We start from the raw sequence: 15,066 nt of genomic DNA, 5'->3' as shown, positions 1-15,066 counted from the left end.
CTAAGCACAAATAGAAAATCTGATTTAACGCGTAAAGCGCTGGGTAATCGGCATACGCCAATCTTTACCAAATGAGCGTTGGGTAATGCGTGGACCGACTGGTGCTTGGCGACGTTTGTATTCGTTGATTTTGAGTAAACGCACCACCTTATTCACATCCGCTTCGGCATAGCCCTTCGCAATAATCTCGGTGATGCTCAGATTATCTTCAACATAGGCGGCCAAAATGGCATCGAGCACTTCATATTCAGGCAGGCTGTCTTGGTCTTTTTGATCTGGACGCAGTTCGGCTGAAGGTGGGCGAGTAATAATCCGCTCAGGAATCACCAAGCCTTGCGTGTTACGCCAGTTGGATAGGCGATAAACTAGCGTTTTGGCGATATCTTTTAAGACCGCAAAACCGCCGGCCATGTCGCCATATAAGGTGGCATAACCGGTGGTCATTTCTGATTTATTACCCGTGGTGAGTACCAGCTTGCCGCCCTTATTCGACATAGCCATCAACAGCATACCCCTAATACGGCTTTGCAAGTTCTCTTCGGTGGTGTCCATTTCACGGCCAGCAAACTCGTCTTTTAATCCGGCCATCATGCTTTCATACATCGGCCCAAATTTCGATTTCTGAATATTGGCAGCCGAGAATTTCAATCATTTCGCGGGAATCATTCACCGAAATATCAGCGGTATAGCGCGATGGCATCATGACCGCGTGGACTTTATCGGCCCCCAGTGCATCCACCGCAATGGCCAAAGTGAGTGCCGAATCAATCCCGCCTGAGAGACCGAGTAGCACGCCAGGGAAGCGGTTTTTGCCAATATAATCTTGTACGCCCAGCACCAAAGCGCCGTAAATACTGGCTTCGATCGACTCATCAGCAGCAATCGATGCGGTTTGAATATCACCAGCGATAAAATCGCAGTAGCCAATTTGGCTGTGATACGCCGGTAATTGCAGAGCCAATTCACCGGATTTATTTAGCGCAAAGGAGTGGCCGTCAAAAACCAGCTCGTCTTGGCCGCCAACCAAATTGCAATACACAATCGGTAAGTCGTTTTCTTCCACGCGTTGCTGGGCAATCTCGCGGCGCGTGCTTTGTTTGGCTTGGTGGTACGGCGAGGCATTCAGCACCAATAACACCTCGGCACCTTCGTCTTTAGCCGCGGCAGCGGGCTCGGTATCCCATAAGTCTTCGCAAATCGCGATGCCGACTTGCACGCCATTTTGCTCAAATACGAATGGCGTGCAGCCTGGCGTGAAATAACGCACTTCGTCAAAAACCGCGTTATTTGGCAAGAGTAATTTGTCGTAACGGCCAAGAAAATTGCCGTCGCGAATGGCGCATGCTGAGTTAAAAATTTCGTCGCCACTCCTTGATGGGTAGCCCAGCACCAAGGTAATGCCGTCAAGCTCATCAATGAAACGCGCAATTTTTTCGCGACATTGCTGTAAAAACGCTGGGCGCAGTAATAAATCTTCCGGTGGATAGCCAGTAAGGGCTAATTCCGGGGTGAGCAAAATATCAGCACCAGCAGCGGCAGCTTCGCGAGCCGCAGCAAAAATAAGCTCGGTGTTGCCATCAATATCACCAACAATAGGGTTGATTTGAGCAAGGGCGATTTTCATGAGCAGCATATTGGGCAAGGTAAAAACGCTATTTTAGCGGGATGCTGGTCAGTGTGGGCGCAAATTGCGATGGGATGCATCGCGTGTATTGATTTCTACCGAGATCAGCTATCGATGAGGCAGCTGCTCAATTGGTTTTGGGTGAAGGGTTTGTTTCGTTGTTTGTCAGTGAGTGCTTGCTATTTCATAAGCGAAACGCTAAAAAAACGAAAGAAGAGAATGAATTAGCCGATGCAGTGGGTGCATCAAGCCATTCATTTTCAATTTGCTTGAGTGAGTTGATGATGCCATTTGATGAAGTATTCCCAACGCATTTTAATACCTTATCGCGTAATCCATTCCCCCACGTGCTGATCGAACAAGCCTTGTTGCAATTGGGCGGCGGCGGTATCGAGGGTAGTAAATTTGCCAAGCAGACGCTAACGGCGGCGGGGTGGCGACACGCTAGCGTCGTGTCGTATGGCAAATATCCAGAAGAGGCCGCCACTGCCTTTAATAAAATCAGACTGGTGCTGGCGGACGATCCCAATGCCGAACAATTAATGCAGCGACTCGCAGTGGCTTAATTAGCGCGACGATAAGCCCGCAAAAAAACGTTCACTGCACTATTCACATGCAGCTCAATCTGGCTGGAACTGGGATTACTGACCGAGAGTTGCATTTGACGAATGATGCCGGCATCGCTGAGCGCTAATAATTGTTCAGCAGCCAATCTGGCATCATCGATCTGTAGTATTTCATCTTGATTTAATTGGGCCAAATACTCACTCAGCCGTTGCACGACCTGCGCCGGCCCTGATGACTCGATTAATTGTCCGAGTGCCGGGAACTGCATTACTTCTGCCAATACAATCCGAAACAATGCCGCTTGCTCTTCTTGTAATAAACTACTCAGCCATTGATGAGCAAAGCGGTTTAATACCGCTTCAATCGGTGCGTCCAGTAATTGGGTTAGCGCAGGCAAGTGTGTTTCGCCGCCGCACTCCCAGCAATCAAGGCGACAAATAGCGCTTCTTTGCTGTCGAAATAATTATAAATCGTACCTTTGGCAACACCGGCTGCTTTAGCGATTTTTTCTACGCTGCTGCTGGCAAAACCCAATTCAATAAAGATGCGTCGCGCGCCGTCGAGGATTTGCTGACGTTTGGCTGGATTCAGCGGGCTGGAACTTGGCATATCGATACCCAAAATAAATATTCATTGGTCATTGACCGAACCGTTCGGTCAGTTTAGCATTTCTTCGCTTGGCCTTAATCAATTTCACCTTCGCACTGCTTGTATTTGTCGTTGAAATGCACTTCTACTGACTTAGGGAACTGCCGCCTGTATGCGCCACTGTTTAAATTTGCTTTTGCTGAGTCTGCTCGGCACCGTTGGTGGTTGTGCCGTTACCTTGCCGCAGCCTGAGTCTGCGCAGCTGGCGCCCAAAGCGAGCGCTTGGCAGACGCCATTGCCGACCACCAGCCACCTCGCCGAGCAGCAAGTGTGGTGGCAATCTTGGCAAGATCCGGTACTCAACACCTTACTCAATGCTGCGCAACAAGCGAACCCCACTTTAGAATTTGCCGAAGCACGGATTCGTGAAGCACGCGCTAAGGCCTACGCCACTAAAGCCTATTTATGGCCCACCGTGGGCGCAACGGCCAGCGGCTCGCGCAGTCACAACACGATGATCGCTCCTGCGCAGCCCATCAATGCGGGCAGCGTTGGCCTCGATGCCAGTTGGGAGATCGATCTATGGGGGGGCGTGCGCACGGCAGAAAAAAAATCTGCTGGCCAATTTATCGGCCAAAACCATCGAATGGCAAGATGCACGAGCGACGGTGGCGGCCGAAGTCGCCAATGCCTATGTGGCATTACGCGCTTATCAAGCTTTGGCTGAGATTGTGGCGCTGGATTTAAAGTCGCGAAATCACAGTTTGCAATTAACGCAGGAAAAAGAACAAGTCGGCCTTGCTAGTCCAGTGGACGTGGCTTTGCTCGATGCCAGTAGCGCTGATGCCTTGGCGCAGTGGGTCGAAACGCAAGAAGGCATTGGCATGGCCAAGCAAGCCTTAGTGGCTTTAACGGGGTGGTCAGTCCAGCAAGTGAACGCTCAGCTTGAGCAAGGCGCTGCGCGCTTACCGCAGCCGGTGGGTTTTGCGATGAATGCTGTGCCAGCGAATGTGATTACGCAACGCTTCGATATTCGCGTGGCTGCTGAAAACGTCAATATGGCGGCGGCCGAAGTCGGAATTAGCAAAGTAGCGCAATTACCCTCGCTGAGTTTGTTTGGTGTGATTAGTTTGGGTCAACAAGAGGTCGGCAGTCTGTCGATCAATGGCAATGCTTGGTCGTTTGGCCTACATTAAAGCTGCCGATTTTTAACGCTGGACGCTTAAAGTCTGAAGAAGAAGCTGCGGTGGCGCGCTACGATCAGGCGCTGGCGGCTTATCAGCAAAAGGTGCGATTTGCGGTGCGTGAAGTTGAGCAGACCTTGCAGCAGCTCGATGGCAATCAACGCCGCATTGCCGCCATGCAGCGATCGGTGGCGGGGTATCAGCAGCAGCAAGATGCTAGCAACGCCATGTGGCAAGCCGGCAGTGCCAGCTTATTGGATTTGGAAGTCTCGCGGCGTTTTTTACTGGGCGCACAAGTCAAACAAATGGCTTTGCAGCGCGATCAATTGTCCTTATGGATTGCGCTCTACAAAGCGGTGGGCGGTCAATGGCCAGTCGATGGCATTCGCGAAGAAGCGATCATCAAGTAGGGTATTGCTTGCAAGTTTAATCTAGATAATGAGTATGAACTTATACTGGAGTAGGGTAATGAAGGATTTATTCAAGCGATTCCCAGTGCGGCGTAGCATGGTATTGAGTATCAGTGTGTTTGCGCTGCTTGCGGGTTTGAGTTTGACCGCAGCGATGGTGCGTGCCGATTCAGCCGACAAAAAAACCGTGGGTAGTAAACCGGTATTGACGGTGCGGATGATTCAGCCCAAATCGATTGAGTGGGCGCAAACGATTGCCGCCAATGGCAATATTTTGCCATGGCAAGAATCATCCATTGGCACTGAAATAGGCGGCTTACGCTTAACTCAGCTCAATGCAGCCATTGGTGATCGGGTCAAAAAAGGCCAAGTACTCGCTCGATACAATGATGCGACGATTCAGGCCGAAGTCGCCCAAGCTAAAGCGGCGCTGGCTGAAACCGAGGCCGCTTTAGGCGAAGCCCAGCAAAATGCCAATCGGGTGCGGCAACTGGGCAATACCGGTGCCATGTCAGAACAACAAAAAACTGAAGCTTTTACTAAAGAAATGATGGCCAAGGCGCGAGTGCAATCGGCTAAAGCGCAAGTGACCAGTGCGCAAGTTCGCGTGAGTCAAACGCGGATTGTGGCACCCGATGACGGGGTGATCTCGGCACGCAGCGCCAGCTTAGGGGCGGTGAGCCAGCCAGGACAAGAGTTGTTTCGTTTAGTACGGCAAGGCCGCTTGGAATGGCAGGCGGAGGTAACGGCAGCTGAAAGTAACCGTATTAAAGCCGGGCAAACGGTGTCTTTGCTGCTGCCTACAGGTAAAACGGTGCAAGGTACGGTACGAAATATTGCGCCCACGATTGATATGAAAACCCGCAATGTGCTGGTGTATGTCGATTTAAAAACAGCGGCAGATCCTTTGGCTGAAGCCAAACCGGGGATGTTTGCGAAAGGCCAGATTGCGATTGGCCAAACTCGGGCCTTGGCACTACCGGGCAGTGCGATCTTATTACGCGATGGTTTTGCCAATGTATTTGTGTTGCAAGCCGATCATAAAGTGAAGCAAGTGCGCGTGAAATTGGGCCGTCAGGCTGATGGCATGATGGAAGTAGAAGGTTTGGCTCCAAACACCTCAGTAGTGGCCAGTGGTGCCGGCTTTTTAGCTGATGGTGACGTGGTGCGAGTTGTTAAGTAAGCCAAGCAGGCGGTGTTAAGCGCCTTGATCAATTGGCCGAGTATCGCCAATTTATATTGCGTTTAGTCTATTAGGTATTGGCTTGTAGACTTTTATTTTAAAGCTTTTTGTTGATATACCCTGGGATGCATAATGAATTTTTCTGCTTGGTCGATTAAAAATCCAATTCCGGCCATTATGCTGTTTGTGCTGCTCTCTTTAGGGGGCTTGTGGTCGTTTAGCCAAATGAAGGTGCAAAACTTTCCGGACATCGAGTTGCCGATGGTGACGGTGACTGCGGTTTTGGAGGGCGCAGCGCCCGCACAGCTCGAAACCGAGGTGGCGCGAAAGCTGGAAAATTCAGTCTCGGCTTTGCAAGGCGTGAAACACGTTTACAGCAATATCAGCGATGGCGTGGTCGGCATGACCGTCGAGTTTGAGCTAGAAAAACCAATCAATGAAGCCGTTGATGATGTGCGGGATGCGGTTTCCAATGTGCGCAGTGATTTACCCGCGGATTTAAAAGATCCGATTATTGGCAAGGTTGAGTTTTCTGGCGTGCCATTTCTGGTCTGGGTATACCGTTGCCGATCCACAGCTGGATGAAGAACAGCTCTCTTGGTTGGTCGACAATAAAATTACCCGCGTGATTCGAGCGATTCCGGGTGTGGGCAAAGTTGCTCGCGTTGGCGGGGTTACGCGGCAAGTGCAAATTGAACTCGATCCGGCGCGCATGGCCGCGCTGGGGGTGAGCAGTAGCGATATTTCACGGCAATTGGCGCGAACGCAAAAAGACGCTTCCGGTGGGCGCGCTGATTTGGGCGGCTCAGAGCAAGCTTTACGCACCATTATTGCGGCCACGACGGCGGCCGAGTTGGCACAAACCGAGCTGACATTGCCGGATGGCCGCCGAATTCGCCTCGATCAAATCGCTAGCATTCACGACACCATTGCCGAGCGTCGCTCTATCGCCCAGCTCGATGGTCAGCCCGTGGTCGGCTTTGAAATCACCCCGTGCGCGCGGCGCCAGTGAGACCGAAGTGGCTGCTGCAGTTAAAAAAGCCCTCACTCACTGCAATTAGAGCATCCGGCGCTGGTGCTGAGTCCGGCTTATGATATGGCCGCGCCAGTGCAAGAAGAGTTTGATGGCTCGATGGGCTTGTTGTACGAAGGCGCTTTGCTGGCCGTGATTGTTGTATGGTTCTTTTTGCGTGATTGGCGCGCGACTTTAGTCTCGGCTGCGGCCTTGCCTTTATCGATCTTGCCGACTTTTATTGGTATGTATTTATTCGGTTTTACCCTCAATACCGTGACCTTATTATCGCTGGCCTTGGTGGTGGGGATTTTGGTCGATGATGCGATTGTCGAAATTGAAAACATCGTGCGCCATTTGCGAATGGGTAAATCACCGTATCAAGCAGCGATGGAAGCGGCCGATGAAATTGGCTTGGCGGTGGTTGCGACAACGTTTGCGTTGGTGGCGGTGTTTCTACCGACGGCGTTTATGAGCGGTATTCCGGGGAAGTTTTTTAAACCCTTTGGCTGGACCGCTGCGCTAGCGGTGATGGCGTTCCTTAGTGGTTGCGCGTTTACTCACGCCGATGATGGCGGCGTATTTGCTCAAACCGATGCCGCATGCCGAGCAAGAAGGGCGTTTGAAACTCGCTTATTTGCGCTGTGCCGCTTGGTGTTTACGGCATCGTAAAATCACGGCGATTTGTTCAATTGTGTTTTTTATTGCGTCTTTAGCCTTGGTGCCTTTGCTGCCTACGGGTTTTGTTCCGGCGGATAATCGCTCGCAAACCTTAGTCAAACTTGAATTACCGCCCGGTGCCACATTAAATGACACCTATTTGGCCGCCGATCAAGCGCGAAAAATATTAGCGACGTTGCCATTTATTACCCGAATTTATACTGCCGTGGGGGATGGTAAAGCAGGGGCAGACCCCTTTGCTGGCGGCAGTAGCGGCGTGAATAAAGCCAGCCTAACGTTGACTTTAGTCTCGCGCACTGAGCGCGCGAAAAAAACGGCGCTGGAGCAAGAATTGCGCGAGGCATTGCGAGTGATTCCCGGCGCGAGGGTCACGGTAGGGCTAGGGCAAAATGGTGAAAAGCTACAAATGATTATTAAGTCGGACGATCCCGAAGCTTTAGCCGTTGCTGCCAAAGCGGTGGAAAAAGACTTACGCACTTTAAACGGCATTGGTGCGGTTACGTCGAGCGCCAGTTTGGTTCGCCCTGAATTAATTATCCGTCCTGATATGAGTAAAGCCGCCGAGATGGGGGTCACCGCGTTGGCGATTGCCGACACCATTCGGGTGGCGACAGTGGGCGACTTTGATACGGCGCTGGCCAAACTTAATCTACCCGAACGACAAATACCGATTGTGGTGCGCTTACCGGATTCATTTCGTAGCGATCTTGAGCAAATCAAGCGTTTGCGTGTGCCGTCCATGCAGGGTGATGTGATGCTCGGGCAGGTGGCCACGGTGGAGATTGGTAGCGGACCCAGTGTGATTAGCCGTTACGATAGAGCGCGTAATGTGATTTTTGACGTTGAACTCAATGGCCGAACTTTAGGCGAAGCCAGTGCGGAAGCCGATCAGTTACCGAGCTTAAAAAACCTGCCAGCTGGGGTCACCCGAGCGGTGTTTGGTGATGCAGAAGAAATGAAAAAACTGTTTGCCAGCTTTGGTTTGGCGATGCTCACAGGGGTGTTGTGTATTTATATGGTGCTGGTGCTGTTGTTCCGTGATTTTATGCAGCCAGTGACGATTTTAGCGGCACTGCCCTTGTCGATTGGTGGTGCTTTTGTGGCCTTATTGCTGACCCATAGTTCGTTTTCAATGCCGACTTTAATTGGCTTGATTATGTTGATGGGGGTCGCGACTAAAAATTCGATTTTATTGGTTGAATACGCCATTGTTGCCCGTCGAGAAGGGATGGCGCGCTTTGATGCCTTGATGGATGCAGGGCGAAAACGCGCGCGGCCGATTGTGATGACCACGATTGCGATGGGCGCGGGGATGTTGCCGATTGCGATGGGTTGGGGCGTGGATTCGAGTTTTCGTGCCCCGATGGCGATTGCTGTCATTGGCGGCTTAATTACCTCGACCTTTTTGAGCTTATTGGTGATTCCGGTGGTGTTTACTTTTGTCGATGATTTTGTGCAATGGATGAGCAGCAAGCGTAAAAAAGTGCAGCATTAAACCTCGGCAATTCAAAAAAAACGGCGCATTGCGCCGTTTTTTTATATTGAAACTCAGGCAATATAGTTTGGACACTTTTAAGTTTTAGGTTCAGTACCAAGGCTGACGGTTGCCCCACTTGGAATGCCTTCTTGTTGCCAGCGATCAAATTCAGCCATGATGGTGTCGTGGGTTTTTTGGCTGATGTCCGGTAGGGTGCCACCTAAGATGGCTTTGGCCTGTGTAAATCCTAATTCAACCGCATCACGAATTTTTTGTAATTTGGCCGGATCATCGCCCATAGCAAATTTGGCAAAGCTTAAAATCCGCTCGGCGACTTTTTTAACACCAAACTCACCGTCTTCACTCAAATCTGCCTTGGCTTTATCAATCGTTGCTTGATCGACAGTCAGTGTTTGTTCGCCACGCGCCACTTTGGCCAAGCTTAGACCTTGCCCTTCAATGAGTGGCCGAATCAAACTCATTAATTCATCGACTTTACGATTTGATTCTTCGAGCATGGCCGATAGGTTTTCGGGGAGTGCGCGTGGCTTGCTATAGGTGAGTGATTCATTGCTACTTGCGGTGAGATTCACCGTTTCTTGTGAATTTTCTGGATTCGATTCATTGCGAGCGCTGTTGTTTTGCGGCTGCTGCGGGCGGTTAGCTAGCGGCGGTATGCTGCTCAGACTAGAGACGCTGATGGACATAATGAATCTCCTCAATAAAGACACAATCTGTGTTTTATATCGACAGCGGACGCAAAACGCGTAGTGAAATGTTTACTTTTGGGGGGTAGACGGTTAGTTTTCGTTTAATGCTCACCTCATAAATTGTTTTGTTCTTGTCATCTTTCTTTGAATGTATCTAGTATTTATTTTACAGCTATTGTTTTTTTGTGAAAGCATGGTGAAAATTAAAACACTGCTTTTCGAGTTTGTTTGTACATTACATTTTGAGGCCTACGCCATTGCAACTGAGGACGACCCTAGGTTGAAGCGATGGCGTGTTAGATTTTATTGCTAGGTAGATGATTGAAATGGCCTTAAACCAGTTAACACCCGATGATTTTGATTTTTTTTCGCGAGTTTTTGGATGCGTTGCCGCTGCAGTGCTTTGTTAAAAATGCGCATGGCCAAATTATTTTGAGCAATACCGCTTATCAAAATGCGCGCACTGAGGTAGTGGTACCTTTAGCGAGCGAGCTTGACGTGAATGAGAGCGCGCCATTGGTGTCGCCAACTCCGTTCGCGCAAGCGAATGAAATAATAGCCACGCATGAAGAATCACGCTGGAATAGCCAGTTGGGTCGCTATCAAACCAATTATGTTATTCAAAAAACTGTTACTGATGAGACGGGGCAGCCTTTATATATTGTCGGGCTCGATTTTAGATATTTCAGAGCAAAAGCAATTTCAGCTACAAATTGACACCGAATTAAAGCTATTGGAAATGCAGGCTGCTGATGTCCCTTTTATGCAGTTATTAACGCAATTTGTGCATAGTTTTGAGTCAAATTTTCCTAGTGTTTTATGTTCGATACTATTGCTTGATGCTGAAGGTGAGCATTTATTACATGCCATTGCTCCAAGTTTACCTGAGGCGTATTGCCAAGCGATTCATGGTGTGGCAATTGGTCCAAATGTTGGCTCTTGTGGCACCGCAGCCTATACCGGGCAAGACACTATTGTCGCCGATATTGCGAGTGATCCTTTGTGGCGTAATTTTGCTGAGCTGGCTATATCACATGATTTACGCTCGTGCTGGTCTATTCCTATTTTATCCACCAAAGGCCGTGTTCTCGGTACTTTTGCTAATTATCATCGCTATCCGTGCTCGCCTTCGAGTAAGGAATTACAAGCCATTAAACGTGGCGCTTATTTGGTGGGTTTAGTCATTGAACATGAGCTGACTGAACGTCAATTATCCAATGATAAAATGATTTTGCAAGAATCGGTTCAGCACACACAGACAATTCTCGACAATATGGCTGACGGGGTTATTACGATAGATATCACTGGGCGGATTGAAAGTTTTAATTCGGCGGCGAGTCATATTTTTGGTTATTCGCCTGAAGAAGTGTTGTTTAAAAATGTTTCGATGTTGATGCCCAAGCCCCATGCCGACCTGCATGATGGTTATTTATTGCGTCATCAATCTACAGGCACTTCCAGTATTGTCGGCGTGCCGCGTGAGGTAGAAGGTTTACGTAAAGATGGTAGTTCGTTTCCGATGCGTTTATCGGTATCTAAAATTTTGCGGGTCGGTCAGCCGATTTTTATTGGTTTAGTGAGCGACAACACTTTGGATCATCAGCGGCGAGAAGAAATCTATCGTTTGGCTTTTTTTGATGCCTTAACCGGTTTGCCGAATCGGCGTTTATTAATGGATCGAATCAAAAAAGCCATGCTGACTTCAGCCCGCAGTGGTTTACATGGCGCGGTGATGTTTCTCGATCTCGATCATTTTAAAAATTTGAATGACAATTATGGTCATCATATGGGCGATTTATTACTGCAACAGGTGTCGGCACGCTTGCAGTCGTGTGTTAGAGAAAATGACAGCGTGGCGCGTTTGGGCGGTGATGAGTTTGTGGTCTTGCTTGAAACTTTAAGCGAGCAAGCAGCACACGCATTCACGCAAGCGCAGACGGTGGCCAATAAAATTTTGGAATGCTTGCGCCTGCCGTATGATTTATCTGGGCATACGCATGTGAGCACACCCAGTATTGGTGTGGCTTTATTTTTAGCAGAGCAAATCTCAATTGATGATTTACTGAAACACGCTGATGTGGCGATGTACCAGGCCAAAGCCGCCGGTCGAAATACCGCCTTGTTTTATAATTCGGCGTTGCAAGGGGTGACGCAAGCCCATTAATTGCAACGAAATGATCATGACGCGCATCGATCGCGGCAGGTTGCCGCGCTGTTGTGGATTGATCGATGCGGTATTTTTACGCTTGGATGATAAATACCGTTGGCCGTTTATGGATTTGTGGCTCAGTTTTTTTCTTCCATTGACCGATTTCTAGCGTCAAAATTTCTTGGCTTGGCAAACTAATATCGCAGGCCACCGTTAACCGTGTATTGGCTTTGAGATTGTCGCGTAAGGCTTGAAACAGCGCGCCATTGCGATATGGGGTTTCAATAAATAATTCCGCCTGATTTTCTTTGCTTGAGCTCGCTTCAAGCTGCCGAATGGCTTGCACGCGTCCCGTTGCATCAGAAGGCAGGTAACCATTAAAGCGAAATTTCTGCCCATTAGCCCCAGAGGCCATTAAAGCCATCAATAACGACGATGGTCCCACTAGCGGCACAACTTGGATGCCACGTTGATGGGCTAGCTGTACCAGTCGAGCGCCGGGGTCAGCAACGCCTGGGCAACCTGCTTCGGACATTAAGCCAACATCAAAACCATCGAGTAGCGGTTGTAACAGCGCACTGACTTCATGATCTTTGGTGTGCTCAGAAAGCTCGGCCATTGTAAGGCTCCGTAACTCATGAGGTGTGCCGAACATTTTTAAATGTGCACGGGTTGTTTTGGCATTTTCAACGACAAAATGCGTCAGCCGTTTGGCGGTTTCAATTACGTCGAGCGGCAAAATATCGTTGATGGTATCGCCACCCATTGGCGCGGGGATTAAATACAAGATGCCCGTCATGGTCATTTATCCAAATAAGGAGTGAGTACATTATTAATGGGTATCTCTTGCTAATTCTTTATTTAAAAGAGCTAGCTAAATATACCCAGTGGTGTTTGGTTTTGATTACAAAATTGGATAGCTTTCGCGATTGAGCATGCTAACGAGCTCGATTAAAGGCAAACCAATAATCGCCGCTGGATCGGTGCTGTTAATCGCGGCAATCATCACAATTCCAAGACCTTCGGTTTTGGCGCTGCCGGCGCAGTTGTAAGGCTGCTCACGGCGTAAATAGGTTTCGATTTGTGCATCGCTGTAATCGCGCATAGTCACCTTGGTGATGTCGACATGGCTTTGCACTTGTTGCGTTGCCGTATTGTAAAGGCAGAGCGCAGTATGAAACGCAATGCTTTGTCCACGCATGGCAGCCAATTGCACAACGGCACGCTCATGATTACCGGGCTTGCCTAATTGCACACCGTTAAGTAGCGCCACTTGGTCTGAGCCAATAATGAGACTATTTGGATATTGATCGGCCAGTACCTTAGCTTTGGCAATGGCCAAACGCTCGCTGGTTTGGGCTGCAGTCTCACCGATCAGTGGCGATTCATCCAGATTGGGTGCTGCAGTGACAAACGGTAGACCCAAGCGTTCTAAAAGTTCTTTTCGATACAGCGATGTAGACGCCAGAACCAGTTGGCGTGACTCGCAGGAGGTAGAAGTGGTTCGCATATGAATTTCACCGTGCTTAAAAGCGCAAAATACTTTGACAGAGGATAGTCGGAGATTATATATCATGCGCGGTTTCCAGTTCTACGCGGCAACTCCATGACGGTGATTCATAGCGCGGAATTTGCGCAAGAAGGTCGAGAACTTAAAGGTTCTATCCCACTTTCGCAGCTCTCACGTTTGAGTGACCTGTTGGCAGATACATCAGGCGAAATCGCTTGGCATATCGAAAGTGGCGTAGATGATCGTACGCAACGCCCTTGGCTTTATTTAGAAGTAAAAGGTGATTTGCAACTGATTTGCCAGCGCTGCCTGTTAGGTATGCCTTGGTCAATTCATAACGAAACCGTGTTGACCCAGTTTGCTACTGAGGAAGAAATCGATGAAGCGGAAGCCATCGATGAGGACCTTGATGGCATTTTGATCGATCCGGAGCTGGATATTGAAGCACTGGTCGAAGACGAATTGTTACTCGCTTTACCAGTGGCGCCAGTACACGATGAGTGTGGTGGCGACGATGCACTGGCCAAATTGGCGAGTAAAAAACCGAATCCGTTTGCAGTCCTGGCTCAGTTGAAAACCAGGAAAGCGGAATAAACAACTGAGTTATTAGGAGTATTTCACATGGCAGTTCAGCAAAATAAAAAATCACCTTCGAAACGTGGCATGCACCGCGCTCATGACTTCTTGTCTGCACCAGCTTTGTCTGTAGATGCTGCAACTGGTGAAGTTCATCGCCCGCACCACATTTCTCCAAACGGCTTTTACAATGGCCGTCGTGTGATCAAAGCTAAGGGCGAATAATCGCCGCCTTGCTGTTTTAGCTAAGCGGGTTAATTTTTAGCCATGCTGGCTAGCTTTACGGCGCAAGTGAGTGTCTCTCTGAGAATAACTCCCTTGCGCCGTTCGTCATTTTAGGTGTTTGAATGGATATCACTGTCGCAGTAGATGCAATGGGCGGCGATCACGGCGCGCACATTACAGTGCCAGCCGCATTGCGCTTTTTGCGAGACAATCCCGATGTCAATATCGTTTTAGTCGGTTTAGCCGATGCGATTGCGGCTGAATTAGCGGCTCAGCATGCCACAACGAGTCCGCGTTTGCGAATTCATCCTGCCACCGAGGTGGTGACGATGGATGAGTCCCCGCAATCGGCAATGAAAAATAAAAAAGATTCATCGATGCGTGTCGCCATTAATTTGGTGAAGTCCGGTGAGGCCAATGCGTGTGTGTCAGCGGGTAATACCGGCGCATTGATGGCGACGGCACGGTTTGTATTAAAAACGATCCCAGGTATTGATCGCCCCGCGATTGCAAAGCTGATGCCCACAATGAAGGGACAAACGGCGATGCTCGATTTGGGCGCGAATGTGGATTCAACGCCTTTGCAGCTCACGCAATTTGCCATTATGGGTTCGGCGATGTTTTCGGCGCTCAAGCATGTTGATGCACCCACCGTGGGTTTGCTCAATATTGGTTCGGAAGACATCAAAGGCAATGAAGCGGTGAAAAGAAGCGGCTGAAATGCTGCGTAAAACCCGTTTGAATTTCCAAGGTAATATCGAAGGTGATGATATTTATCGCGGTACAGTGGATGTGGTGGCTTGTGATGGATTTACCGGTAATGTGGCATTAAAAACTTCAGAAGGTTTAGTCAAAATGATTACCACCTTCTTGAAGGAAGAATTTACTCGTAATATTCTGACACGTTGCGTGGCATTGCTGGCCTTGCCATTAATGAATCGATTTAAAAAGCGTTTAGACCCACGCCGTTTTAATGGCGCATCATTTTTGGGCTTACGTGGCATTGTGGTAAAAAGCCATGGCGGCGCGGATGAAATTGCGTTTTACTGGGCATTGTCTCAGGCCGTTGAGGAAGCACGCTCCGGTATGATTCAACGCATTACAGAGCAGGTGCAACAAGAGTTGGTGCATCTTAACGCTGCAGTAGAAGCGACCGAGTCCTGATCTAAT

Annotated in this window: 16 protein-coding genes and 3 pseudogenes; 12 read left to right on the top strand and 7 right to left on the bottom strand. The window is 49.2% G+C overall.

Annotated elements, in window-relative coordinates; translation table 11 throughout:
• Window positions 1–24: 24 nt before the first annotated feature.
• Window positions 25–603: an NAD(+) synthase gene (gene nadE / locus GKO28_RS21195; RefSeq protein WP_282099237.1), complete on the bottom strand. Its 579-nt coding sequence runs from the start codon at window positions 601–603 to the stop codon at window positions 25–27.
• On the bottom strand, window positions 596–1,624 hold the full coding sequence (locus GKO28_RS05440) for a nitrilase-related carbon-nitrogen hydrolase (protein WP_282099236.1): 1,029 nt from the start codon (window positions 1,622–1,624) through the stop codon (window positions 596–598). Before GKO28_RS05440 ends, nadE begins: the two co-directional genes overlap by 8 nt.
• A gap of 131 nt (window positions 1,625–1,755) precedes the next feature.
• Here GKO28_RS05440 and GKO28_RS05435 point away from each other — a divergent pair, with 131 nt between their 5' ends.
• Window positions 1,756–2,190 carry a hypothetical protein gene (locus GKO28_RS05435; protein WP_203563938.1) on the top strand — a complete coding sequence of 145 codons (435 nt, stop codon included), beginning with the start codon at window positions 1,756–1,758 and terminating at the stop codon, window positions 2,188–2,190.
• Here the strand turns inward: GKO28_RS05435 and GKO28_RS05430 are convergent.
• Window positions 2,187–2,588: a TetR/AcrR family transcriptional regulator C-terminal domain-containing protein gene (locus tag GKO28_RS05430; RefSeq protein WP_182075609.1), complete on the bottom strand. Its 402-nt coding sequence runs from the start codon at window positions 2,586–2,588 to the stop codon at window positions 2,187–2,189. The genes GKO28_RS05435 and GKO28_RS05430 overlap by 4 nt on opposite strands.
• Window positions 2,576–2,800, bottom strand: a complete 225-nt coding sequence (locus GKO28_RS05425) for a TetR/AcrR family transcriptional regulator (protein ID WP_182075608.1) — start codon at window positions 2,798–2,800, stop codon at window positions 2,576–2,578. The genes GKO28_RS05430 and GKO28_RS05425 overlap by 13 nt, the downstream gene beginning before the upstream one ends.
• A gap of 151 nt (window positions 2,801–2,951) precedes the next feature.
• On the opposite strand from GKO28_RS05425, the pseudogene GKO28_RS22675 reads away from it, so the two are divergent.
• The 6 genes and pseudogenes from GKO28_RS22675 to GKO28_RS21180 all read left to right on the top strand — a co-directional run bounded on the left by GKO28_RS22675 (window position 2,952) and on the right by GKO28_RS21180 (window position 8,744).
• Window positions 2,952–3,975: pseudogene (locus GKO28_RS22675) on the top strand (TolC family protein).
• The gene (locus GKO28_RS05410) at window positions 3,954–4,373 is read left to right on the top strand and encodes a TolC family protein (protein WP_182075606.1); all 420 of its coding nucleotides are present in this window, start codon (window positions 3,954–3,956) and stop codon (window positions 4,371–4,373) included. Before GKO28_RS22675 ends, GKO28_RS05410 begins: the two are co-directional and overlap by 22 nt.
• A 58-nt stretch (window positions 4,374–4,431) precedes the next feature.
• Window positions 4,432–5,556: an efflux RND transporter periplasmic adaptor subunit gene (locus GKO28_RS05405; RefSeq protein ID WP_203563937.1), complete on the top strand. Its 1,125-nt coding sequence runs from the start codon at window positions 4,432–4,434 to the stop codon at window positions 5,554–5,556.
• Between the two features lie 132 nt (window positions 5,557–5,688).
• Entirely contained in the window at window positions 5,689–6,141 is a 453-nt protein-coding gene (locus tag GKO28_RS21190) for an efflux RND transporter permease subunit (RefSeq protein WP_203563936.1), read from the top strand.
• Window positions 6,071–7,045 (top strand): annotated as a pseudogene (locus tag GKO28_RS21185) (efflux RND transporter permease subunit); the annotation flags it as partial. The gene GKO28_RS21190 and the pseudogene GKO28_RS21185, both read left to right, overlap by 71 nt.
• Window positions 7,046–7,112: 67 nt before the next feature.
• Window positions 7,113–8,744 carry an efflux RND transporter permease subunit gene (locus GKO28_RS21180; protein ID WP_203563934.1) on the top strand — a complete coding sequence of 544 codons (1,632 nt, stop codon included), beginning with the start codon at window positions 7,113–7,115 and terminating at the stop codon, window positions 8,742–8,744.
• A 77-nt stretch (window positions 8,745–8,821) separates the two neighbouring features.
• Here the strand turns inward: GKO28_RS21180 and GKO28_RS05385 are convergent, their stop codons facing one another.
• Entirely contained in the window at window positions 8,822–9,433 is a 612-nt protein-coding gene (locus tag GKO28_RS05385) for a hypothetical protein (RefSeq protein ID WP_182075605.1), read from the bottom strand.
• Window positions 9,434–9,868: 435 nt separating this feature from the next.
• Between GKO28_RS05385 and GKO28_RS05380 the strand changes: the two genes are divergently transcribed.
• Complete coding sequence (locus GKO28_RS05380; RefSeq protein ID WP_203563933.1) at window positions 9,869–10,153, top strand: hypothetical protein; 285 nt, start codon at window positions 9,869–9,871, stop codon at window positions 10,151–10,153.
• Window positions 10,098–11,600 (top strand): sensor domain-containing diguanylate cyclase, encoded by a 1,503-nt coding sequence (locus GKO28_RS05375; protein WP_203563932.1) that lies wholly within the window; start codon window positions 10,098–10,100, stop codon window positions 11,598–11,600. Before GKO28_RS05380 ends, GKO28_RS05375 begins: the two co-directional genes overlap by 56 nt.
• 76 nt (window positions 11,601–11,676) lie before the next feature.
• On the opposite strand, the gene GKO28_RS05370 is transcribed toward GKO28_RS05375, so the two are convergent.
• Window positions 11,677–12,384 carry an SAM-dependent methyltransferase gene (locus GKO28_RS05370; RefSeq protein ID WP_182075602.1) on the bottom strand — a complete coding sequence of 236 codons (708 nt, stop codon included), beginning with the start codon at window positions 12,382–12,384 and terminating at the stop codon, window positions 11,677–11,679.
• 105 nt (window positions 12,385–12,489) lie between these two features.
• Window positions 12,490–13,095 carry a Maf family nucleotide pyrophosphatase gene (locus tag GKO28_RS05365; protein ID WP_182075601.1) on the bottom strand — a complete coding sequence of 202 codons (606 nt, stop codon included), beginning with the start codon at window positions 13,093–13,095 and terminating at the stop codon, window positions 12,490–12,492.
• A gap of 96 nt (window positions 13,096–13,191) precedes the next feature.
• Between GKO28_RS05365 and GKO28_RS05360 the strand changes: the two genes are divergently transcribed.
• The 3 genes and pseudogenes from GKO28_RS05360 to plsX all read left to right on the top strand — a co-directional run bounded on the left by GKO28_RS05360 (window position 13,192) and on the right by plsX (window position 15,060).
• Window positions 13,192–13,689 carry a DUF177 domain-containing protein gene (locus GKO28_RS05360; RefSeq protein ID WP_182075600.1) on the top strand — a complete coding sequence of 166 codons (498 nt, stop codon included), beginning with the start codon at window positions 13,192–13,194 and terminating at the stop codon, window positions 13,687–13,689.
• A gap of 27 nt (window positions 13,690–13,716) precedes the next feature.
• Window positions 13,717–13,896: a 50S ribosomal protein L32 gene (gene rpmF / locus GKO28_RS05355; RefSeq protein WP_173532309.1), complete on the top strand. Its 180-nt coding sequence runs from the start codon at window positions 13,717–13,719 to the stop codon at window positions 13,894–13,896.
• 122 nt (window positions 13,897–14,018) lie between these two features.
• A pseudogene (gene plsX / locus GKO28_RS05350) lies at window positions 14,019–15,060 on the top strand (phosphate acyltransferase PlsX).
• The last annotated feature ends 6 nt before the right edge of the window (window positions 15,061–15,066 follow it).

Origin of the sequence: Deefgea sp. CFH1-16 (genome assembly GCF_016881365.1) — a bacterium.
In the GTDB taxonomy this organism is placed as follows: Bacteria; Pseudomonadota; Gammaproteobacteria; order Burkholderiales; family Chitinibacteraceae; genus Deefgea.
This window is presented reverse-complemented; position numbering and strand designations above follow the sequence as displayed.

Excerpts from the sequence above, each read along its gene's own strand:
- nadE (WP_282099237.1), bottom strand. The coding sequence starts at position 603 with ATGTATGAAAGCATGATGGCCGGATTAAAAGACGAGTTTGCTGGCCGT.
- GKO28_RS05440 (WP_282099236.1), bottom strand. The coding sequence starts at position 1,624 with ATGAAAATCGCCCTTGCTCAAATCAACCCTATTGTTGGTGATATTGAT.
- GKO28_RS05425 (WP_182075608.1), bottom strand. The coding sequence starts at position 2,800 with ATGCCAAGTTCCAGCCCGCTGAATCCAGCCAAACGTCAGCAAATCCTC.
- GKO28_RS05405 (WP_203563937.1), top strand. The coding sequence starts at position 4,432 with ATGAAGGATTTATTCAAGCGATTCCCAGTGCGGCGTAGCATGGTATTG.
- GKO28_RS21190 (WP_203563936.1), top strand. The coding sequence starts at position 5,689 with ATGAATTTTTCTGCTTGGTCGATTAAAAATCCAATTCCGGCCATTATG.
- GKO28_RS05385 (WP_182075605.1), bottom strand. The coding sequence starts at position 9,433 with ATGTCCATCAGCGTCTCTAGTCTGAGCAGCATACCGCCGCTAGCTAAC.
- GKO28_RS05370 (WP_182075602.1), bottom strand. The coding sequence starts at position 12,384 with ATGACGGGCATCTTGTATTTAATCCCCGCGCCAATGGGTGGCGATACC.
- GKO28_RS05365 (WP_182075601.1), bottom strand. The coding sequence starts at position 13,095 with ATGCGAACCACTTCTACCTCCTGCGAGTCACGCCAACTGGTTCTGGCG.
- GKO28_RS05360 (WP_182075600.1), top strand. The coding sequence starts at position 13,192 with ATGACGGTGATTCATAGCGCGGAATTTGCGCAAGAAGGTCGAGAACTT.
- rpmF (WP_173532309.1), top strand. The coding sequence starts at position 13,717 with ATGGCAGTTCAGCAAAATAAAAAATCACCTTCGAAACGTGGCATGCAC.